Origin of the sequence: Plantactinospora siamensis (assembly GCF_042434095.1) — a bacterium.
Lineage (GTDB): Bacteria > Actinomycetota > Actinomycetes > Mycobacteriales > Micromonosporaceae > KBS50.
On the sequence record NZ_JBHLUE010000019.1, the window covers coordinates 220,606 to 240,652 of the forward strand.

The 20,047-nt window shown below is 73.2% G+C and carries 17 protein-coding genes; 6 read left to right on the plus strand and 11 right to left on the minus strand.

Annotated features, from left to right (window positions below; translation table 11 throughout):
* Positions 1-44: 44 nt before the first annotated feature.
* Positions 45-599 (plus strand): hypothetical protein, encoded by a 555-nt coding sequence (locus tag ACFFHU_RS23430; protein WP_377342528.1) that lies wholly within the window; start codon positions 45-47, stop codon positions 597-599.
* Between the two features lie 77 nt (positions 600-676).
* On the opposite strand, the gene ACFFHU_RS23435 is transcribed toward ACFFHU_RS23430, so the two are convergent.
* The gene (locus ACFFHU_RS23435) at positions 677-1,168 is read right to left on the minus strand and encodes an FBP domain-containing protein (protein ID WP_377342277.1); all 492 of its coding nucleotides are present in this window, start codon (positions 1,166-1,168) and stop codon (positions 677-679) included.
* A gap of 69 nt (positions 1,169-1,237) precedes the next feature.
* Here ACFFHU_RS23435 and ACFFHU_RS23440 point away from each other — a divergent pair, with 69 nt between their 5' ends.
* Positions 1,238-1,966, plus strand: a complete 729-nt coding sequence (locus ACFFHU_RS23440; RefSeq protein WP_377342279.1) for a TetR/AcrR family transcriptional regulator — start codon at positions 1,238-1,240, stop codon at positions 1,964-1,966.
* Here ACFFHU_RS23440 and ACFFHU_RS23445 read toward each other — a convergent pair.
* Positions 1,945-2,901: a PrsW family intramembrane metalloprotease gene (locus tag ACFFHU_RS23445; RefSeq protein ID WP_377342282.1), complete on the minus strand. Its 957-nt coding sequence runs from the start codon at positions 2,899-2,901 to the stop codon at positions 1,945-1,947. The two genes, ACFFHU_RS23440 and ACFFHU_RS23445, sit on opposite strands and share 22 nt — an antisense overlap.
* A gap of 150 nt (positions 2,902-3,051) precedes the next feature.
* Between ACFFHU_RS23445 and ACFFHU_RS23450 the strand changes: the two genes are divergently transcribed.
* Positions 3,052-4,530 (plus strand): glutamate-cysteine ligase family protein, encoded by a 1,479-nt coding sequence (locus tag ACFFHU_RS23450; RefSeq protein WP_377342284.1) that lies wholly within the window; start codon positions 3,052-3,054, stop codon positions 4,528-4,530.
* A 39-nt stretch (positions 4,531-4,569) separates the two neighbouring features.
* Here the strand turns inward: ACFFHU_RS23450 and ACFFHU_RS23455 are convergent, their stop codons facing one another.
* The 8 genes from ACFFHU_RS23455 to ACFFHU_RS23490 form a co-directional block, all read right to left on the minus strand.
* The gene (locus tag ACFFHU_RS23455) at positions 4,570-4,830 is read right to left on the minus strand and encodes a CopG family ribbon-helix-helix protein (protein WP_377342286.1); all 261 of its coding nucleotides are present in this window, start codon (positions 4,828-4,830) and stop codon (positions 4,570-4,572) included.
* Positions 4,831-5,175: 345 nt separating this feature from the next.
* Positions 5,176-6,351 (minus strand): zinc-dependent alcohol dehydrogenase, encoded by a 1,176-nt coding sequence (locus ACFFHU_RS23460; protein ID WP_377342288.1) that lies wholly within the window; start codon positions 6,349-6,351, stop codon positions 5,176-5,178.
* Positions 6,348-7,277 (minus strand): SRPBCC family protein, encoded by a 930-nt coding sequence (locus ACFFHU_RS23465; protein ID WP_377342290.1) that lies wholly within the window; start codon positions 7,275-7,277, stop codon positions 6,348-6,350. Before ACFFHU_RS23465 ends, ACFFHU_RS23460 begins: the two co-directional genes overlap by 4 nt.
* 144 nt (positions 7,278-7,421) lie before the next feature.
* Positions 7,422-9,185, minus strand: a complete 1,764-nt coding sequence (gene treZ / locus ACFFHU_RS23470) for a malto-oligosyltrehalose trehalohydrolase (RefSeq protein ID WP_377342292.1) — start codon at positions 9,183-9,185, stop codon at positions 7,422-7,424.
* The gene (treY, locus tag ACFFHU_RS23475; protein ID WP_377342293.1) at positions 9,182-11,473 is read right to left on the minus strand and encodes a malto-oligosyltrehalose synthase; all 2,292 of its coding nucleotides are present in this window, start codon (positions 11,471-11,473) and stop codon (positions 9,182-9,184) included. The genes treZ and treY overlap by 4 nt, the downstream gene beginning before the upstream one ends.
* 1 nt (position 11,474) lies before the next feature.
* Complete coding sequence (gene glgX / locus ACFFHU_RS23480; RefSeq protein WP_377342295.1) at positions 11,475-13,592, minus strand: glycogen debranching protein GlgX; 2,118 nt, start codon at positions 13,590-13,592, stop codon at positions 11,475-11,477.
* 220 nt (positions 13,593-13,812) lie between these two features.
* Positions 13,813-15,096, minus strand: a complete 1,284-nt coding sequence (locus ACFFHU_RS23485; RefSeq protein WP_377342297.1) for a citrate synthase — start codon at positions 15,094-15,096, stop codon at positions 13,813-13,815.
* 189 nt (positions 15,097-15,285) lie between these two features.
* A complete protein-coding gene (locus ACFFHU_RS23490; protein ID WP_377342299.1) occupies positions 15,286-15,726 on the minus strand; it encodes a MarR family winged helix-turn-helix transcriptional regulator in 441 nt (146 codons plus the stop codon).
* Positions 15,727-15,820: 94 nt separating this feature from the next.
* Here ACFFHU_RS23490 and wrbA point away from each other — a divergent pair, with 94 nt between their 5' ends.
* The 3 genes from wrbA (at position 15,821) to ACFFHU_RS23505 (ending at position 18,537) form a co-directional block, all read left to right on the plus strand.
* Positions 15,821-16,447, plus strand: a complete 627-nt coding sequence (gene wrbA / locus ACFFHU_RS23495) for an NAD(P)H:quinone oxidoreductase (RefSeq protein WP_377342301.1) — start codon at positions 15,821-15,823, stop codon at positions 16,445-16,447.
* A gap of 25 nt (positions 16,448-16,472) precedes the next feature.
* Positions 16,473-17,888: an MFS transporter gene (locus ACFFHU_RS23500; protein WP_377342303.1), complete on the plus strand. Its 1,416-nt coding sequence runs from the start codon at positions 16,473-16,475 to the stop codon at positions 17,886-17,888.
* A gap of 253 nt (positions 17,889-18,141) precedes the next feature.
* Positions 18,142-18,537, plus strand: a complete 396-nt coding sequence (locus ACFFHU_RS23505; protein WP_377342305.1) for a VOC family protein — start codon at positions 18,142-18,144, stop codon at positions 18,535-18,537.
* 87 nt (positions 18,538-18,624) lie between these two features.
* Here the strand turns inward: ACFFHU_RS23505 and ACFFHU_RS23510 are convergent, their stop codons facing one another.
* On the minus strand, positions 18,625-19,434 hold the full coding sequence (locus ACFFHU_RS23510; RefSeq protein ID WP_377342307.1) for a helix-turn-helix domain-containing protein: 810 nt from the start codon (positions 19,432-19,434) through the stop codon (positions 18,625-18,627).
* Positions 19,435-20,047 lie beyond the last annotated feature (613 nt).

The window sequence follows — 20,047 nt, forward strand, 5'->3', positions numbered from 1 at the left end:
GCGGTCGATAGATACAATCCGTGCAGGTATCCGGACGCTCGGTGGTGATCATGACCAGGACCGACCAGCCGCGGCCGGCCGCCGCGAGCCGCGCCCTACCGCCCGTCACCGGACATGTGGTGCGGTTGCTGGAGGGCTATCCGCGGGAGATCCGGGTGCGGCAGCCCCTGCTGCTCGCGGTGCTGTCGACCGCGGCGGTGGCCCGGCTGCTCGGCCGCCTGCTCACCGGCCTGCTGAGCGTTGGCACCGGCGCCGGCGGCGGCCGGCGTCGGCTCAAGGACCTGCGGAAGGGGCCCGAATTCCTCGTCACCCCGCTGCGGGTGCGCACGGCCGAGGGCCGGATCCGCGAACTGGAAATCCACGGCCACCTGCCGCAGAGCGCCCTGGAGCCGGCCGATCACGTGCAGGTGACGGTGCGGCGGCAGCGGGACCCGGAACTCGCTCCCCGGGTGGAGCGGATCGTCAACCTCACCACCGGCCAGCTGCTCACGCCGCGTACCCCCACCCTGTGGTCGCACCTCGGCCCGGCGCTGCTGCTGCAGGCCACCCTCGGCACCACGCTGCTGGCCGTGGTGGCCGCCTGCACCCTCACCCGCTGAGCCGGCGAAGGAAGGGCCCCTTCTTATCGCTTCCGGTATAGGAAGGGCCCCTTCTTAACGGGCACGGCCCGCCGGCGCTACGCGGTCACCCGGCCGATGAACCCGGCGAGGTTCGTGACGGTGCGCTGGATCTGCTCCGCCAGCGGGATGGTCTCCGGCAGCCGGGCGCCGGGGCCCGGGTCCTTCCGGCCGCGCAGGTACAGCGAGCAGGACAGGTCGCTGCACAGGTAGGTGCCCACCGAGTTGCCCTGCTTGCCGGCCTTGCCGGCCCGGGCCGCCACCATCAGCGAGACGCCGGCCGCGGGGGTGGTCAGGCACATGGCGCACATGGTCGGCCGGGCCTGCCGGGTGGCGGCCGTCGGGCAGCGCAGGGCGAGGGCCCGCACCCGGCCGTCCAGCTCGATCACCAGGTACGCCCGCTCCGGGGCCCGGGGATCGCGCCAGCCCAGGTAGTCCAGCTCCGCCCAGGGACGCTCGGCCAGGTCACGGGGCACGGACAGGCGCTGCGCCTCGCCCTTGCTGCAGTTCACGAAGGCGGCCCGGATCTGCTGCTCGGTCAGGGGTTCCATAACTCGACCGTAATTTGCCTAAAGTCTTTAGGCAAGCGCATAATCTGTGATGCCGGCGACGGGAGGGACATGACGCGCGCGGGACTGACCACCGAGCGGCTCACCAGGGCCGCCGCCGAGTTGGCCGACGAGGTCGGCTTCGACCAGGTGACCGTCTCGGCGCTGGCCCGGCGGTTCGACGTCAAGGTGGCCAGCCTCTATTCGCACCTGGCCGGCGCCCAAGACCTGCGGACCAGGATCGCCCTGTTCGCCCTGGCCGAGCTCGCCGATCGGGTCGGCGCCGCCCTGGCCGGGCGGGCCGGTCGGGACGCCCTGGCCGCCTTCGCCAGCGCCTACCGCGACTACGCCCACGAGCATCCCGGGCGGTACGCGGCCGCCCAGCTCCGGCTCGACCCGGCGACCGCGGCCACCAGCGCCGCACCCAAGCACGCCGAACTGGCCCGCGCCGTGCTCCGCGGCTACGGCCTGGCCGAGCCGGACCGCACGCACGCGGTCCGGCTGCTGGGCAGCCTGGTGCACGGCTACAGCAGCCTCGAGCTGGGCGGCGGTTTCAGCCACAGCGCCCCGGACACCGAGGCCACCTGGATCCGCATCATCGACGCGATCGACGCCCTGCTGCGGAACTGGCCGGACCCGGCCCCGCCGGGTCCGGCCGCAGGGCCGGCCACGCCGGCCGCGCCCGCAGGGCCGGCCACGCCGGCAGCGCCCGCCACACCCGCCACGCCCGCCACGCCCGCCGGGCCGGCCGCGTCAGCGGCCCCGGACGGGTCGGCCACTCACCCCCGGTACGACGGGTAGCCGGCCGGCGGGCGGATCGGCACCCGCCACCCGGCCGTGGGCGCCGGCCGGCGCTGGGCGGACCGCCACAGGCCCACCAGCCAGCCGAGCCCGATCGCCGAGATCACGGCCAGCCCGCCCCACTCCAGCACCGGTTCCAGCGCCGCCTGCTGGGCGGTGGGCTGCACCAGCCCGCCGTTGGCGCTCAGCTGCCCGGTGCCGCCGCCGGTGAGCACCAGGGTGAGCAGCAGCGCGATCGAGTGCATCGAGTCCCACAGCGCGTGCAGCACGGCCACCCCGAGGTACGCCAGCACCAACCGCAGGCCGATCCGGAAGTGCTCCCGGGTGCTGGCCGAGAAGAGCACCCCGCCGAGGATGGCGGTCCACAGGCCGTGCCCGACCGGCGCGAGCAGCCCGCGCAGGATCTCGGTCTGCACCACCTCGACCACCGACAGGCCCTGGCTGGTGAAGAGCGCCACGAACGCGTACCCGGCGGACTCCAGGGCCGAGAAGCCGAAGCCGACGGCCGCGCCCAGGACCATGCCGTCCCGAACCGTCTTGCGGGCCAGGTGCCGGGTGAGGAAGGCCAGCGCCGCGAGCTTGGCCGCCTCCTCGATCAGGCCCACGCCGAAGAACAGCCAGGCCGACGGGCGCAGCAGGTACGACTCCAGCACCGAGGCGGCCAGCACCCCCAGCACGCCGCCGGCCAGGAAGGTGGTCATCAGCAGCTCGGTGGTGACCTCGTCGGTGTCCCGGTGGCCGGCCGCCCAGACCACGAAGGTCACCGGCACCAGGAAGCTGCCCAGCAGGACCAGGGTGGGCAGCAGCGTGGGGCTGCCGGTCAGGAAGATCACCACCACGGTGGCGATCCACAGCGCCAGGCCGGTGAGGAACATGCGCAGCCAGGGACGGCGCCGGCGCGCCGGCGTCGGAGCCGGCGCCCAGGTCTCGTTCACAAAGCCTCCCGGCGATTGATTTTCGGTGCCTGCCCAACGGGGTACCCCGGTCCCCGAGCATCGAACATCGGCCATGCTCCGGTCGACCCCTTCCCACCGGCGCCCGGCCGTGCGACGTTGAGATACCCACAGTGGCAGGACGGTGACGCAATGGGTGAGCAGATCGAGGCGCACGCCTTCAGCCGCGCGGACCGGGCACGGTACCGGCAGAAGGTCAGAAGCTGTCTCGACGTGTTCGCGGAGATGCTGCGCGAGTCGCGGTTCGACACGGACCGCCCGATGACCGGGGTGGAGATCGAGCTCAACCTCGTGGACGGCGACGCCATGCCGGCGATGCGCAACGCCGAAGTGCTCGCCGAGATCGCGGACCCGAGCTTCCAGACCGAGCTCGGGCAGTTCAACGTGGAGATCAATCTGCCGCCGCGCCGGTTGACCGGCACCGGCACGGCCGAGTTCGAGTCGCACGTCCGGGCCAGCCTGAACGCTGCCGAGGAAAAGGCCCGCCGGATCGGCGCGCACATGGTGATGGTGGGCATCCTGCCGACCCTGCGACCCGAGCACCTCACCTCGGCCGCGCTGTCCGCCAATCCCCGGTACGCGCTGCTGAACGAGCAGATCTTCGCGGCCCGCGGCGAGGACCTGGCGATCCGGATCGCCGGGGTGGAGCGGCTGGCCGCCACGGCCGACACCATCACCCCGGAGGCCGCCTGCACGAGCACCCAGTTCCATCTCCAGGTCGGTCCGTCGCAGTTCGCCGCGTATTGGAACGCGGCCCAGTGCGTGGCCGCGCCGCAGGTGGCGCTGGGCGCCAACGCGCCGTTCCTGTTCGGCCGGGAGCTGTGGCGGGAGACCCGCATCCCGCTGTTCGAGCAGGCCACCGACACCCGGTCGGAAGAGATCAAGGCCCAGGGCGTACGCCCGCGGGTGTGGTTCGGCGAACGCTGGATCACCTCGGTCTTCGACCTGTTCGAGGAGAACGTGCGCTACTTTCCCGCGCTGCTGCCGGTCTGCGAGGACGAGGACCCGGCCGAGGTGCTGGCCCGGGGCGACACCCCCGCCCTGGCCGAGCTGCGGCTGCACAACGGCACCGTCTACCGCTGGAACCGTCCGGTGTACGACGTGGTGCACGGCCGGCCGCACCTGCGGGTGGAGAACCGGGTGCTGCCGGCCGGGCCGACCGTGCTGGACACGGTGGCGAACGGGGCGTTCTACTTCGGACTGGTCCGGTCGCTCGCCGAGGCCGACCGCCCGCTGTGGTCGCAGATGTCGTTCAGCGCCGCCGAGGAGAACTTCCACTCGTGCGCCCAGCACGGCATCTCGGCCCAGGTGTTCTGGCCGGGGCTGGGCTACCTGCCGGTGACGGAGCTGGTGCTGCGCCGGCTGCTGCCGCTGGCGCACGAAGGGCTGGACCGCTGGGGCGTCGACCCGGCCGAGCGGGACCGGTTGCTCGGCATCATCGAGCAGCGCTGCCTCACCGGCCGCAACGGGGCCACCTGGCAGGTGGAGACGCTGCACGAGCTCGAGCAGCACGACCACCTGGACCGCCCGGCCGCGCTGGCCGAGGTGCTGCGCCGGTACATCCCGCTGATGCACAGCAACCAGCCCGCCCACGAGTGGCCGGTCGGCTGACCGGACGGGCGGTGGACCCCTGTGCCGCCGGCGCGGGGGTCAGGCCGCCTCGTCCGAATGCCGCTCGAGATATTCGTCGATGGCACGCCGGATCACACCCGACCGGCCGCCACGATCGTGACCGGCAAGGGCATCCAGCCGGTCCACCGTGGCGGAGGGCAGCCGTAGTCCGGTGACGATCATGGGAATGGTGCCCGGGTCTGGAGCCGGCCCGAGGTCAGGCCCCGGCGTCGCGTCGCGCAGCAGCTCGGAAATGTCTCCGCCGGCGGAGAAGTACCCCACCAACTCGTCCCGGCTCATGTCCCGGGGGTCACGACCTTGCGTCATGACGTGCCTTCCATCCACCGCTTGGTCTCCTCCGCGTTCGCTGGCCGTGCCGCGAGGATGGCCATAGCTGCCTCGGCCGGTAGCCGCTCGCAGAGGACGACCACCACCCGGGCCGTGTCCGCCAGGCCAGCAACGGCGAGCAACGGCCGGCCTCGGTCTAGCCGTACTGCCGCTCTGCCACCACAGAATCGTATTACGCGTCAAACGCGTACTACGACGCCCGACACCCGGCGAACGACCATGGACTGCCGGTCGGCTGGCCGGGTCGCAACCCGTGTTAAGTCCTGGGCCGGACAGTCTGGGCGGGAGGGAATGCTGTCAGGCCGCGGAGAGGACGACCTTTTCGCAGTCGTCGACCTTGTTCTTGAACATCTCGTACCCGATCGGGGCGTCCGCCAGCCGCAGCCGGTGGCTGATCACCACGCTCGGGTCGAGCTCGCCGATCCGGATGCGCTCCAGCAGCGGCCGCAGGTAGCGCTGCACGTGGCACTGCCCGCTGCGCATGGTCAGCGAGCGGTTCATGAACGAGCCCATCGGGAACTTGTCGACGAACCCGGTGTACGCGCCGATCACCGAGACAGTGCCCCCGTTGCGGCAGGTCAGCACCGCCTCCCGCAGCGCGCTGGGCCGGTCGGTCTGCATCCGGGCCGCCTGCTTGGTCCGGTCGTACGCGTAGATGGCGGCGTTGCCGTGGTGGGCCTCGGCGCCCACGGCGTCAACGCAGCCGTCCGGTCCCCGCCCGGCGGTCAGCTCCTTGAGCGCCTCGGGCACCGACGTCTCGGCGTAGTTCACGCAGACGGCGCCGGCGTGCCGCTCGGCCTTGGCCAGCCGGTACGGGTACCGGTCGATCGCGATGATCCGCTCGGCGCCCATCAGCCGGGCGGCCATCATGGCGAACAGCCCGACCGGTCCGGCGCCCCAGACCGCGACGGTGTCACCCGGCTGGATGTCGCACATCTCGGCCCCCATCCAGCCGGTGGGCAGGATGTCGGACAGGAACAGCACCTTGTCGTCCGGCAGCCCGTCCTCGATCTTGACGGGACCGACGTCGGCGTACGGCACCCGGGCGTACTCGGCCTGACCGCCCGCATACCCGCCGAGCAGGTGGGAGTAGCCGAAGATGCCGGCCGGCGGATGCCCGAGCAGCTTCTCCGCCATCCCGGCGTTCGGGTTGCTGTTCTCGCACACCGAGAACTGCCCGCGCTGGCAGCTCGCGCACCGGCCGCAGGAGATCGGGAACGGCACCACCACCCGGTCGCCGACGGTCAGCTTCCGCACCCCGGCGCCGACCTCCACGACCTCGCCCATGAACTCGTGCCCCAGGATGTCCCCGGGCAGCATGGCCGGCAGGTAGCCGTCGTAGAGGTGCAGGTCCGAGCCGCAGATGGCGGTCGAGGTGATCCGCACGATGGCGTCGCCGTCGTTGAGGATCTGCGGGTCGGGGACGTCCCGCACCTCGACCCGGTTGGGGCGTACCCAGACGTTGGCCTTCATCGCCGACCCCCGGCGGCCGGCGCGGCCGGCCGTTGCCGCAGCTGCTGGTGGGTGCTCAGACCGCCGGGGCTGGCCTCGGAGCGGGTGATCTCGCCGGTCTCCAGCACCTGCTTGAACCGGCGCAGGTCGTCGTTGACCTGCTGCGCCGGATCCTCGCCGAGCATCCGCGCCACGGCCCGGCCGAGCCGGCCGCCCGGCGGCCGGTAGGCCAGCTCGACCCGTACCTCGGTGCCGCGGCCACCGGGCGCCGGCTCGAACCGCACCCGGCCCGAGTTCGGCACCCGGGAGCCGTCGACGGACCGCCAGGCGATCAGCCGGCCCCCGTCGTCCTCGACGATCTCCGCCTGCCAGGTCACGGCCCGGCCCGCCGGCGCGTGGGCCGTCCAGGTGGACCGGCCGTCGCCGTCGGTGCTCACCCGATCGAGGTGGTCCATGAACCGGGGCAGGTTCTCCAGGTCGCGCCAGAACCGGTAGGCCTCCTCCGGCGGCCGGTTGACGGTGGTGGCGGCCACGACCCGGACCATTCGGGACGCGGCCGACTCCCGCCGCGTCTGCCGGACCGCGACCGCCAGGTCGGCCAGGGCGATCCCGCCGATCACCGCGGTGGTCCGGGCGGCTCGGCGGCGGCGCTCGCCGCGCCGGGACCCCACGGCCGCCGCCAGCAGGCCCAGGTCCATGGCGTCGCCGAACACCCGGGTCCAGGTCCAGGGCGCGGTACGGGTGGCCCGCAGCAGCCCCGCGGCGTGGAAGAACTCCCGCATCCCGACCACCGCGAGCAGCTCCTGGGCCCGCGCCGAGTCGTCGATGCCGCACCACCGGGCCACCGGCCGGGGCGCGGCGAAGGTGGCCAGCCCCAGGCCGAGGCTGGTCAGCCCCAGCACCCGCGGCAGGACATCCGCTGATTGTTCCCGGTCGTTCCCGCCCATGCTGCGACCCCTTCCCACGGCCCGTGCGCTCTGCCCGACGCTAGCCCGACAATCGGGGCCGGCGCGGCAAAACGGGCGGCGGGACCGGGGGGACGGTGGCCATCGGGCCCGGCGCGCCCGCGGCGGCAGCCGGGCGGCGAGCGCTCAGACCGCGACCACGACGGCGGACTCGGCGGGCAGCTCCACGCCGCCGCGCATCACCGTGACGCCGTCCTCGGTGGCCAGCAGGACCTCGCCGACCTCGTCGGCCAGGTCGATCCGTTGCGGCCGGGCGGCGAGGTTGGCCGCCACCACGCAGCCGCCGCGGCGGATCACCACGAACCGGTCGCCGTGCCGCACCTCGACCCGGTTGAGCCGGGGGTCGGACAGGTCGGGCCGGCCGCGGCGCAGCGCGATGAGCCGCCGGTAGAAGTCGTACATCTCGCGGTGCCCGGGCCGGTCCAGCTCGGCCCAGTCCAGCCGGGACCGGGCCAGGGTGGCCGGATCCTGCGGATCCGGCACGTCGCCGGCCGGCCAACCGTGCGCCGCGAACTCCCGGCGCCGGCCGTTGGCCACGGCCGCCGCGAGTTCCGGCTCCGGGTGGCTGGTGAAGAACTGCCACGGCGTGCCGGCGGCCCACTCCTCGCCCATGAACAGCATCGGGGTGAACGGCGCGGTCAGCAGCAGCGTGGCGCCCACCCGCAGCAGGCCCGGGGAGAGCGTGGCGGAGAGCCGGTCGCCGACCGCGCGGTTGCCGACCTGGTCGTGGTTCTGCAGGTACGCCACGAACCGGTGGCCCGGGATCCGTTCGGTGTCCACCGGCCGGCCGTGCACCCGGCCGCGGAAGGTGGACCACGTGCCCGCGTGCAGGAACGCCCCGGTCAGCACGTCGGCCAGCCCCTGCAGCGAACCGAAGTCGCCGTAGTAGCCCTGCCGCTCGCCGGTGAGCAGCGCGTGCAGCGCGTGGTGCGCGTCGTCGTCCCACTGGGCGTGCAGGCCGAACCCGCCGCCGTCCCGCGAGGTGATCAAGCGCGGGTCGTTCAGGTCGGACTCGGCGATCAGCGACAGCGGCCGGCCCAGGTGGGTGCTGAGCGACTCGACCTCGGTGGCCAGCTCCTCGAGGATCGGCACCGCCCGGGCGTCGGTGAACGCGTGCACGGCATCCAGCCGCAGCCCGTCCACGTGGTAGTCGCGCAGCCACATCCGAACGCTGTCGAGGATGTATCGCCGCACCTCGTCCGAGCGCGGCCCGTCCAGGTTGATCGAGCGGCCCCAGCCGGTGTTCGCCGCCGACAGGTAGGGCCCGAACATCGGCGCGTACGCCCCCGAGGGGCCGAAATGGTTGTAGACGACGTCGAGGACCACCCCCAACCCGCGCCCGTGGGCCGCGTCGACGAACCGCTTGAGGCCGTCGGGTCCGCCGTACGGCTCGTGCGGCGCGAACCAGCAGACCCCGTCGTACCCCCAGTTGTGCTCGCCGTTGAAGGCGTTGACCGGCAGCAGCTCGACCAGGTCGACGCCCAGCTCCACCAGGTGGTCGAGGCGCTCGATGGCCGCGTCGAACGTGCCGGCCGGGGTGAAGGTGCCCACGTGCAGCTCGTAGAGCAGGCTGCCGGGCAGCTGGCGGCCGGTCCAGCCGGCGTCGGTCCACCGGAACGCCGCGTGGTCGTAGACCGCGCTCGGCCCGTGCACGCCGTACGGCTGCCACGCCGAGCGCGGGTCGGGCAGCGGCCGGTCGGCGTCGTCCAGGAGGAAGGAGTACCCGGTGCCCGTACCGGCGTCCGGGAGATCGACCCGCCACCAGCCGCCGCCCGCGGCGCGCATCGGCTCGTCGCGCACGCCGGGCGCGTCGATCAGCCGCTCGTCCGGACCGTACCGGCGGATCCGGACCCGGGCGGCGTCGGGCGCCCACACCCGGAACTCGGTCATGGCCTTCCCAGGGGGTCGACGGGGGTCAGCAGGGCGACGGGGTACCGGTCGAGCAGGTCGGCCAGCGCGATCCGGGGACCAGCGTAGACCCGTCGGGTGAACGACTCTGTCGCATTGTTAACCATGAGTGATATCGAAGTGTCGCCCCAGCCACCGCGCCGGCGAAGCAGCATCGGCAGCCGGGTGGCCACGGTGATCGCCCCGCCGCGGTCGAACGCGATCACATGGTCGGCCGCCGGGCCGCGCACCGGCACCTCCCGGTAGCCGGTGAACAGCTGCGGCGCGTCCCGGCGCAGCCGCAGGGCCCGCGAGGTGACCAGCAGCTTCACCGCGCCCGTGTCGTCCACCGGCGGCAGCCAGCCGCCGTCCAGCCGCTCCAGCAGCCGGGCCCGGCCGGCGAAGTCCACCGGGCGCCGGTTGTCCGGGTCGACCAGGGAGTTGTCCCACAGCTCGGTGCCCTGGTAGACGTCCGGCACGCCCGGCATGGTGAGCTGCACCAGCTTCTGCCCCAGCGCGTTCGACCAGCCGTACGGGGTGATCCGGTCGGCGAACGAGGCCACCTCGGCCCGCAGGTACGCGTCGTCGTAGATCCGGTCCACCAGCGCGTGCAGCGCCGCCTCGAAGTCCGGGTCCGGGTCCGTCCAGCTGGTCGCGGTGGCGGCCTCCCGGGCGGCCTTCACCAGGTACGCGTGCAGCCGCTCGCGCTCGATGGGCCAGGCGCCCACGACGGTCTGCCAGACCAGGTGCCCGAACGCCGGGTCGGGCAGCGGGTGCGCGGCGCTCCACCGCTGGACCGTCTCGGCCCAGTCCCCCGGCAGCTCGGCCAGCACCGCCAGCCGGGCCCGCACGTCCTCGCCGCGCTTCGTGTCATGGGTGGACAGCGCCGTCATCCCGGCCGGCCAGCGGTACTGCCGGGCCCCGGCCGCGCGGTGGAAGGCCGGCACCGACACGCCGAACCGGGCCGGGCTGCCGCCCACCTCGTTGAGCGCCACGAACCGGCTCCACCGGTAGAACGCGGTGTCCTCCACGCCCTTGGCCATCACCGCCCCGGAGAACTGCGGGAACCGGGCGGCCAGCTCGTCGTCCGGGGTGCGCAGCCGGCGGGTCAGCAGGTCCAGCGCCGGCACCAGCTCCGGCCGGCGCCGCCCGGCCTCGGCCCGGGCCCGGGCCAGGTCCCGGCCGCCCTCCGGCGGGTAGCCCCGGTAGACCGGGAAGTTGGCCGCCAGCTCGGCGATGGCGTCCCCGGCCACCTCCGCGGACAGGTCCGGCACCAGCCGGGCCAGCCGGGCCAGCTCGGCGGCCAGCAGCCGGGTGGCGGCCGCCCGCTTGGTCCGGTGGGTGAGCTCCGGCCAGGAGGTGGCCACGCCGCACAGCCGGGTGTCCAGGGCCGTGAAGTCCGCCTCGGCGGCCGGGTCGACGAACAGGCCGCACACGTCGGCCAGCGCGTCGTACCCGGTGGTGCCGTCGACCGGCCAGGCCGGCAGCTCCTCGCCGGGCTCCAGGATCTTCTCCACCACCAGCCAGATCCCGGGCGCGGCCGCGCGCAGCCGGGCCAGGTAGCCGGCCGGGTCGCGCAGGCCGTCCGGGTGGTCCACCCGGATGCCGTCGGCCAGGCCGGCCTCGACCCAGCGCAGGATCTCGGCGTGGGTGGCCGCGAACACCGCCGGGTCCTCCACGCGCACGCCGGCCAGGTCGGAGACCGCGAAGAACCGGCGGTAGTTGAGCTCGGCGTCGCCGCGCCGCCAGGAGACCAGCTCGTAGTGCTGGCGGTCGTGCACCTCGCGCGGGCTGCCCGCGCCGGTGCCGTCGGCGACCGGGAAGCGGTGCTCGAAGTACCGCAGCTCGCCCTCGACCACCCGCAGCTCGTCCAGGGCGTCCGGATCGTCCGCGAGGACCGGCAGCAGCAGCCGGCCGCGCGACCAGTCGATGTCGAACCAGTCGGCGTACGCCGAGTCGCGGCCCCGGCGCAGCACGTCCCACCAGGCCGGGTTGGCGGCCGGCACGGCGACCCCGAGATGGTTGGGGACGATGTCCACCACCAGCCCGAGGCCGGCCGCCCGCAGCACGCCGACCAGCCGGTCCAGCGCCTCGGCCCCGCCCAGCTCCGGGTTGACCCGCCCCGGGTGCACCACGTCGTACCCGTGCTCGGAGCCGGGCGTGGCGGCCAGCAGCGGCGCGCTGTAGAGGTGGCTCGCGCCCAGCCGCCCGAGGTAGCCGGTCAGCTCGGCCGCGGCGTCGAGGTCGAAGGACGGCCGTACCTGGACCCGGTAGGTCGCGCGCACCACCACGTCAGACCGTCCTCTCCAGCACCACCAGCGAACGGTCCGGCACCACCATCGTCCCGCCGGCCTCCACCACCTCCCGGTCGTCCGGACCCGGTTCGGCCGTGCTGATCACCCGGTGCCACTTCTGGCCGTAGTCCCCGGCCGGCACGACGAAGTCCAGCGGCGCGTCGTGGGCGTTGAAGCAGAGCAGGAACGAGTCGTCGACGTGCCGCTGGCCCCACTGGCCGCGCTCGTTGATCCCCTCGCCGTTGACGAACAGCATCACCGCGCGGCCGAAGTCGTTGCCCCAGTCCTCGGCCGTCATCTCCCGGCCGCCGGGGGTGAACCAGGCCAGGTCCGGCAGCGGCCCACCGGCCGTGCGGGTGGTCACCGGCAGCCCGGTGAAGAAGCGGCGCCGGCGGAACACCTGGTGCTTGCGGCGGAACGCGGTGAGCGTCCGGACGAACTCCAGCAGGTGCTCGTCGGCCGACTCCCAGTCGAGCCAGGACAGCTCGCTGTCCTGGCAGTAGGCGTTGTTGTTGCCGCGCTGGCTGCGGCCCAGCTCGTCGCCGTGCGCGATCATCGGGACGCCCTGGGACAGCATCAGGGTGGCCAGGAAGTTGCGCCGCTGCCGGGCCCGCAGCTCGAGCACGCCGGCGTTGTCGGTCGGGCCCTCCACGCCGCAGTTCCAGGACCGGTTGTGGCTCTCCCCGTCCCGGTTCTCCTCGCCGTTGGCCTCGTTGTGCTTGTCGTTGTACGAGACCAGGTCGTTGAGGGTGAACCCGTCGTGCGCGGTGACGAAGTTGATGCTGTGGAACGGCCGGCGCCCGTCGTCCTGGTAAAGGTCGGCCGAGCCGGAGATCCGGGAGGCGAACTCGGCCAGCGTGTTCGGCTCGCCGCGCCAGAAGTCCCGGACGGTGTCCCGGTACTTGCCGTTCCACTCGGTCCACATCGGCGGGAAGTTGCCCACCTGGTAGCCGCCCGGTCCGACGTCCCAGGGCTCGGCGATCAGCTTCACCCGGCTCACCACCGGGTCCTGCTGGACCACCTCGAAGAACGTCGACAGCCGGTCCACCTCGTAGAACTCGCGGGCCAGGGTGGCCGCCAGGTCGAACCGGAACCCGTCGACGTGCATCTCCTGCACCCAGTACCGCAGCGAATCCATGATCAGCTGCAGCGAGTGCGGGCTGCGGACATTGAGGCTGTTGCCGGTGCCGGTGTAGTCGACGTAGTAGCGCCGATCCTCCTCCGACAGCCGGTAGTAGCTGCGGTTGTCGATGCCCTTGAAGCTGAGCGTCGGGCCCAGGTGGTTGCCCTCGGCGGTGTGGTTGTAGACCACGTCGAGGATCACCTCGATGCCGGCGGCGTGCAGCGCCTTGACCATCCCGCGGAACTCCTGGGACTGCTGGCCGAGCCGCCCGGTGGAGCAGTAGCCGTGGTAGGGCGCGAAAAACCCGATGGTGTTGTAGCCCCAGTAGTTGCGCAGGCCGAGGTCGCGCAGCCGGTGGTCGTGCGCGAAGTGGTGCACCGGCATGAGCTCGAGCGCCGTGACGCCCAGCCGGGTGAGGTGCTCGATAATCAGCGGATGCGCGATCCCCGCGTACGTCCCGCGCAGCTCCTCCGGGATGCCCGGGTGGCGGCGGGTGAGCCCCTTGACGTGTCCCTCGTAGATCACCGAGTGGTGGTACGGGGTGCGCGGCGGCTTGTCGTTGCCCCAGTCGAAGTACGGGTTGACCACCACGCCCTTCGGCACGAACGGCGCCGAGTCGCTCTCCGACATCCGGTCCGGGTCGTCGAACTCGTAGCCGTAGACGGCCGGGTCCCATTCGACGTCCCCGTCGATGGCCTTCGCGTACGGGTCGATCAGCAGCTTGTTGGGGTTGCAGCGGGAGCCGGTGGCGGGGTCGTACGGGCCGTGCACGCGGTAGGCGTACCGCTGGCCCGGCTCGATGCCCGGGATGTACGCGTGCCAGACGTACGCGTCGACCTCCTGGAGCCGGATCCGCCGCTCGGTGCCCAGCCCCCACTCGTCGAAGAGGCACAGCTCGACGGCTTCGGCCACCTCGGAGTAGATCGCGAAGTTCGTCCCGGTCCCGTCGTAGGTGGCACCCAACGGGTAGCGCTCGCCCGGCCAGACCTGCATGTCGTTCCTCGTCTCCCCCACGCCGACGCCCGGCCCTGTCCGCCGCCGGAGCCTTCCTACGGCTCCGCCGCCGGTCGCAGCTCCGCCGCCGGACGCCCGGGCGCGGCGTACGCCGCTATTGCCCCCCGGACGGCCTCGTCAACCATGGTCGCAAAGCCCGGGACACGGCGAAGGGCACGCCGCGCGCGGCGTGCCCTTCATCGTGCGGCCCGGCCGCCGGTCAGCGCTGCCCGACCGGGACGTAGTCGCGGGCCTCGGCGCCGGTGTACAGCTGCCGCGGCCGACCGATCTTGGTCTCCGGGTCGTTGATCATCTCGCGCCACTGGGCGATCCAGCCGGGCAGCCGGCCCAGCGCGAAGAGCACGGTGAACATCTTCGTGGGGAAGCCCATGGCCTTGTAGATCAGGCCCGTGTAGAAGTCCACGTTCGGGTAGAGCTTGCGGGACACGAAGAAGTCGTCGGCCAGCGCGATCTCCTCGAGCTGCATGGCCAGGTCCAGCAGCGGGTCCGGCTTGTTCATCCGAGCCAGCACGTCCTGGGCGGCCTTCTTGACGATGGCGGCCCGCGGGTCGTAGTTCTTGTAGACCCGGTGGCCGAAGCCCATCAGCTTGACGCCCTGCTCCTTGGCCTTGACCCGGCGGACGAACGCCTGGACGTCACCGCCGTCTGCGTGGATCCGCTCCAGCATCTCCAGCACGGCCTGGTTGGCACCGCCGTGCAGCGGGCCGAACAGCGCGTTCACGCCGGCCGAGACCGACGCGAACAGGTTGGCGTTGCTGGAGCCGACGAGTCGTACGGTCGAGGTGGAGCAGTTCTGCTCATGATCGGCGTGCAGCACGAACAGCATGTCGAGCACCCGCGCGACCACCGGGTCGACCTCGTACTGCTCGGCCGGAACGCCGAAGGTCATCCGGAGGAAGTTCTCCACGTACCCGAGCGAATTGTCCGGGTACAGCATGGCCTGACCGATGGACTTCTTGTAGGCGTACGACGCGATGGTCGGCACCTTGGCCATGAGCCGGATCGTGGACATCTCCACGTGCTCCTGGTCGAACGGGTCCAGGCTGTCCTGGTAGAAGGTGGAGATGGCGCTGACGGCCGAGGAGAGCACCGCCATCGGGTGCGCGTCCCGCGGGAAGCCGTCGAAGAACCGGCGCATCTCCTCGTGCAGCAGCGAGTGCCGACGGATCCGCTGAGTGAACTCCTCCAGCTGCGCCGTGGTGGGCAGCTCGCCGTAGAACAGCAGGTAGGAGACCTCCAGGAAGGAGGACTTCTCGGCCAGCTGCTCGATCGGGTAGCCGCGGTAGCGCAGGATGCCAGCATCGCCGTCGATGTAGGTGATCGCCGAGGAGCAGGAGGCGGTGTTCACGAAGCCCGGGTCGTACGTGGTGTACCCGGTCTCCTTCAGCAGATTGCTCACGCCGATGCCGGACGGCCCGTCCACGGCCGCCTTGACCGGCATCGACAGCTGCCCACCGGGGTGGTCGAGCTTGACATCCGTCATGTGGTCCCTCGCTAGTGCCGGCATATCGTCTTTGAAATTGCCTCGTCTTTTAACCGTAATGGGATCCACCGGTGCCGTGCCTGCCGTGGGGGCGGGGTGAGGGATGCGTCACCCGATTTCCCGGTTGCCGGGACGGGCGCCTGTTGCTAGTGGGAGCCCATGGGCCGGCCGGCCCCTGACCGGGCGGCTTCAGTCGGCTGATTTGCCGCTGACGTTGGTCGACATGGTCTGCAGGACGCCGGGCAGGCGCTCCAGCAGGTCGGCGGGCAGGCCCCGGACCGTCTCCTCGGCCAGGGTGACCCAGAGCTCGGTGATCCGGTCGGCGAGGGCCTGGCCGCTGGCGGTCAGCGCGACGATGGAGGCGCGCTTGTCGGTCGGGTCCGGCGTGCGCTCGATGTGGCCGGCGGCCTCCAGCTTGCGGGTCATCAGCGTGACGCTGGGTGGCTCGCAGCCGAGCGCCTCGCTGAGCTGCGCCTGGTTGCGCGGACCGGTCCGGTCGATCTCCAGCAGCAGCGCCTCCTGGCCGGGGTGCAGGCCGAGCGGGCCGAGCAGCTGAGCAGCCCGCGTGCGGTGCCGCAGGCTGAGCAGGCGGATCGCCTGGTTGAGCGCGCCGGCGTACGTCTGATCCATGTGCCCTCCTTGACAGCCACCATTGTTATGCGCATAAGGTTATGCGCATAATGGTTACGCGCATAACCGATGCTACCCGGATCAAGGAGTCGCCATGCCGGTGAAGGTCGCGGTCGTCTACTACAGCTCCACGGGCACGGTGCACGCCCTCGCCCAGGCCGTCGCCGAGGGCGCCGCCTCAACCGGAGCGGAGGTCCGGCTGCGCCGGGCGGCCGAACTGGCCCCCGCCGAAGCCATCGATCAGAACCCGAGCTGGCGCCGGCACGCCGACGCGACCGCCTCGGTGCCCGTCGCCCAGCTCGACGACCTCGCCTGGGCGGACGCATACGCGTTCGGCACACCCACCCGGTTCGGCACGCCGGCCGCGCAGCTCAAGCAGTTCATCGACCAGGCGGGCGGCCTGTGGCGCGAGGGCGTGCTGGCCGACAAGCCGGCCACCGCCTTCACCTCCGCGTACAACCGGCACGGTGGCAGCGAGGCCACGATCCTGGCGCTCGGCAATGTCTTCTACCACTGGGGCGCCGTGATCATCCCGCCCGGCTACACCGACGACACCGTGTACGCGGCCGGCGGCAACCCGTACGGCACGGTCGCGGCCGGCGGCGACGGCGCCGACACCGCAGCCCTGAGCGCCGCCCGTTTCCAGGGGGAGCGCCTGGCCCGGTTCGCCGGCCGGCTCAAGGGCGCTCCCCTGGTGGCCGGCGCCGCCCACCGGGCGTGAGCCGCTGACCGGCGAAGGAGGAGTCATGACGAGCACCCGCGCCCAGACCCCGGCCGAGCCGCGCACCGGCCCGGCCTGGCTGGTCCTCGCGCTGGCATGCGCCGGCCAGTTCATGGTCATCCTGGACGTGTCGATCGTGAACGTGGCGCTGCCCTCGATCCAGCGTGACCTGGGGTTCACCGCCACCGGGCTGGCCTGGGTGGTCAACGGATACGTGCTGGCATTCGCCGGTTTCCTGCTCCCGGGCGGCCGGGCGGCGGACCTGTTCGGCCGCCGCCGCATGCTGGTGGCCGGGCTGGGTCTCTTCTCCGCGGCAAGCCTGCTCGCGGGCCTGGCGGCCACCGCTGAGCTGCTGGTCATCGCCCGCGTCGCCCAGGGCCTGGGTGGCGCCATGCTGGCCCCGGCCACGCTCGCCGTGATCAACACGGGCTTCGGCGACGGGCCCGCGCGGGCCCGGGCCTTCGGCGCGTGGTCCGCCTCCGGCGGCATCGGCGGCATGGTCGGCGCTGTCGCCGGGGGCGTGCTGACCACCGGGCTCTCCTGGCGCTGGGTTTTCCTGATCAACGTGCCGATCGGCGCGGCGCTGATCGCCGTCGCGCTGACGTCCCTGGCCGCCGGGGCCGGTCGGCACGGATCGCTCGACCTGCTCGGCGCGGCCACCGGCACCGCCGGGCTGGCCTGCCTGATCTACGGCGTCATGCGGACAGCGGACCACCCGTGGGGGTCCGCGCCGGTGCTCGTCCCGGTGCTGGCCGGCGTGCTCCTGCTGGCGGCTTTCCTGGCCGTCGAGCAGCGGCTCGCGGTGGCGCCGATGATGCCGCTCCGGTTGTTCGCAAACCGGGGCGTGGCGGTCAGCAACGGCATGCTGCTGCTGTTCGGCGGCATCGCCATCGCCATGTGGTTCTTCTCGTCGTTGTTCCTGCAGAACGTGCTGGGCTTCAGCGCGCTCGGCGCCGGCCTGGGGCAGACGCCCGCCGCGGTCATGTTCGTGCTCACGGCCCGGCTCGCCGCCGGCTGGGTCCCGCGCACCGGGCCCCGTCGGCTGCTGTGGGCCGGGTGCGCCTGCCTGGTGGCCGGCTTCGGCTGGCTCTCGCGGGCCGGCGTCGACAGTCACTACCTCGCCGGCGTGCTGGGGCCGACGCTGCTCGTCGCCGGCGGCATCGGCCTGGTGTTCCCCACCCTGATGGCGTCCGCCACCGCCGACGTTCCGCCCGACGAGGCGGGAATCGTGGGGGGCGTCGCCAACGCCGCCAGCCAGGTCGGCGGATCCCTCGCCCTGGCCGGCTTCGCCACCGCGGCCACCGCGGCCACCGCCAGCGCCGCCGGCTCCGCGCCGGCGGCGCTGGCTGCCGGATACCGGCTGGTGTTCGCCCTCGCGGTCGCCGTGGCCCTGGCCATCGCCGGGCTGGGCCTACTGCTGCCGGGCAGGCGACGGAGCTGACCGACACGCCGCTGTTGCCGGCAGGCCGGCCACGCGTCTGTTTTCGTCAAGACGGCCAGCGTCTGTTGCCGGCAGGCCGGCCACGTGTCTGTTGCCGGCAGGCCGGCCATGCGTCTGTTTTCGTCAAGACGGCCAGCGTCTGTCGCCGGCAGGCCGGCCACGCGTCTGTTTTCGTCAAGACGGGCGGCGGCGGGCCGGCCACGTGTCTGTTTTCGTCAAGACGGGCGGCGGTGGGCCGGCCTACGGTCGCGTCATGACTCAACCACGATTCGACCTGCTCGGCCTGGTCGCCGCGGACCTGCCCGCCTCGCTCGCCTTCTACCGCCGGCTCGGCGTCGACATCCCGGCCGACGCCGACGCCCAGCCGCACGTCGAGGTGACGCTGCCGGGCGGCCTGCGACTGGCCTGGGACACGATCGAGACCATCCACGCGTTCGACCCCGGCTGGTCGGCGTCCGCCGGCGGCTCGCGGATGAGCCTCGCCTTCGACTGCGCCGAGCCGGCCCAGGTGGACGCCGTCTACGCCGACATGGTGGCGGCCGGCGCCGCCGGCCACCTGGCGCCGTTCGACGCCTTCTGGGGCCAGCGGTACGCGGTGCTGCACGACCCGGACGGCAACGCCGTCGACCTCTTCGCGCCGCTGAAGTGAAAGGAGGGGCCCCCTCTTATCGCTTTCTGTATAGGAAGGGCCCCTTGTTAACGCCCTCAACCGCCCTCCGGCGGTTTGCTGACGCCCTCAGCCGCCGCCGGCGGTCAGCGCGCCCAGCGGCACGCCGGCCAGCGCCCGCACCTCGCGGGACAGGTGCGGCTGGTCGGCGTACCCGGTCCGGAACGCCACCTCGGCGACCGGCACCCCGGCGTACACCAGGGTCAGGGCCCGGCGCAGCCGCAGGATCCGGGCGAGCGTCTTCGGGCCGTACCCGAAGAGCTCCCGGCTGCGCCGGTGAAGTTGCCGCTCGCCCAGCCCGACCTCGGCGGCCACCGCGGCCACCGGCCGCCCGGCGGCCATGCCCCGGGCCACCACCCCGGCCAGCCGATCCGGACCACCGGCCGCGCGCAACCGGTCAGCCGCCGCGGTGAGCAGCACTCCGCCGGCCCGCTCGGCGCCGGCCCACTCGCCGCCGGCCCGCTCGCCGCCGGCCCACTCGCCGCCCGCCCGCTCGGCGCCGGCCCACTCGCCGCCCGCCCGCTCGGCGCCGGTCGCCGCCGCCTCGGCCATCCGGTCGGCCAGCTCACGCGCCACGGCCGCCGGCCAGAGGTCGGCCAGCGGCCACCGCCGGTCCCGCAGCTCCGACGCGGGTACGCCGATCACGGCCGGCCCGGTGCCCGGGGCGAACCGGAGCGCGACGCAGCACTCCCCCGGCATGCCAGCGGCCAGGTGGGCCGCGGTGTCGGGGCCGGCCACGAACAGTCCGTGCGTCGAGGACCAAATGAGGTCCAGGCAGCCGTCCGGCAGCACTCGCGTCGGCCCGGCGCCCGACTCGCGGACGCTGGCCCAGAGGATGGTGCCGGCCAGCTCGGGCCCGGCGGGCTGCTCCCGGTACATCCCCGCCATTGTGCCAGCGGCCGGCGGCACGGCCGCGACGCCAGCCGTCCACGGCCGCGACGCCAGCCGTCCACGGCCACGACGCCAGCCACCCACAGCCGCGACGCCGGCCACCCACGGCCACGACGCCAGCCGCCTGCGGCTGGCCCGAAGCGGCGACCGGCGGACATCGACCGGCGGACGACGGATGGCGTCGACGAACGACGGTCGGCGCCGACCGCGACCGGCGGATGACGGATGGCGTCGACGAACGACGGTCGGCGCCCGACCGGCGGCGACCAGCCACGCCGGGCAGCCGCAACCAGCGGGCCACCAGCCACGCCGGGCACCCTGCCCCAGTGACCGGCCGCAGTCACGTATACGCCAGCCCCCTCAACGGGCCCCGTTGAGGGGGCTGGCGTATACGTGACCACTCCTGGTCCGGCATGGCGGGCGGCGAGGGGCCCTTCCGCCGGCGGGCGGCGAGGGGCCCTTCCGCCGGCGGGCGGCGAGGGGCCCTTCCGCCGGCGGGCGGCGAGGGGCCCTTCCGCCGGCGGGCGGCGAGGGGCCCTTCCGCCGGCGGGCGGCGAGGGGGCCTTCCGCCGACGGCCAGCGGGCCACGGACGGCGGCGGG

Coding starts and splice junctions, on each gene's coding strand:
- ACFFHU_RS23435 (WP_377342277.1), bottom strand. CDS start 1,168: ATGGAACCCCTGACCGAGCAGCAGATCCGGGCCGCCTTCGTGAACTGC.
- ACFFHU_RS23440 (WP_377342279.1), top strand. CDS start 1,238: ATGACGCGCGCGGGACTGACCACCGAGCGGCTCACCAGGGCCGCCGCC.
- ACFFHU_RS23450 (WP_377342284.1), top strand. CDS start 3,052: ATGGGTGAGCAGATCGAGGCGCACGCCTTCAGCCGCGCGGACCGGGCA.
- ACFFHU_RS23455 (WP_377342286.1), bottom strand. CDS start 4,830: ATGAGCCGGGACGAGTTGGTGGGGTACTTCTCCGCCGGCGGAGACATT.
- ACFFHU_RS23460 (WP_377342288.1), bottom strand. CDS start 6,351: ATGAAGGCCAACGTCTGGGTACGCCCCAACCGGGTCGAGGTGCGGGAC.
- ACFFHU_RS23465 (WP_377342290.1), bottom strand. CDS start 7,277: ATGGGCGGGAACGACCGGGAACAATCAGCGGATGTCCTGCCGCGGGTG.
- treZ (WP_377342292.1), bottom strand. CDS start 9,185: ATGACCGAGTTCCGGGTGTGGGCGCCCGACGCCGCCCGGGTCCGGATC.
- glgX (WP_377342295.1), bottom strand. CDS start 13,592: ATGCAGGTCTGGCCGGGCGAGCGCTACCCGTTGGGTGCCACCTACGAC.
- ACFFHU_RS23485 (WP_377342297.1), bottom strand. CDS start 15,096: ATGACGGATGTCAAGCTCGACCACCCCGGTGGGCAGCTGTCGATGCCG.
- ACFFHU_RS23490 (WP_377342299.1), bottom strand. CDS start 15,726: ATGGATCAGACGTACGCCGGCGCGCTCAACCAGGCGATCCGCCTGCTC.
- wrbA (WP_377342301.1), top strand. CDS start 15,821: ATGCCGGTGAAGGTCGCGGTCGTCTACTACAGCTCCACGGGCACGGTG.
- ACFFHU_RS23500 (WP_377342303.1), top strand. CDS start 16,473: ATGACGAGCACCCGCGCCCAGACCCCGGCCGAGCCGCGCACCGGCCCG.
- ACFFHU_RS23505 (WP_377342305.1), top strand. CDS start 18,142: ATGACTCAACCACGATTCGACCTGCTCGGCCTGGTCGCCGCGGACCTG.
- ACFFHU_RS23510 (WP_377342307.1), bottom strand. CDS start 19,434: ATGTACCGGGAGCAGCCCGCCGGGCCCGAGCTGGCCGGCACCATCCTC.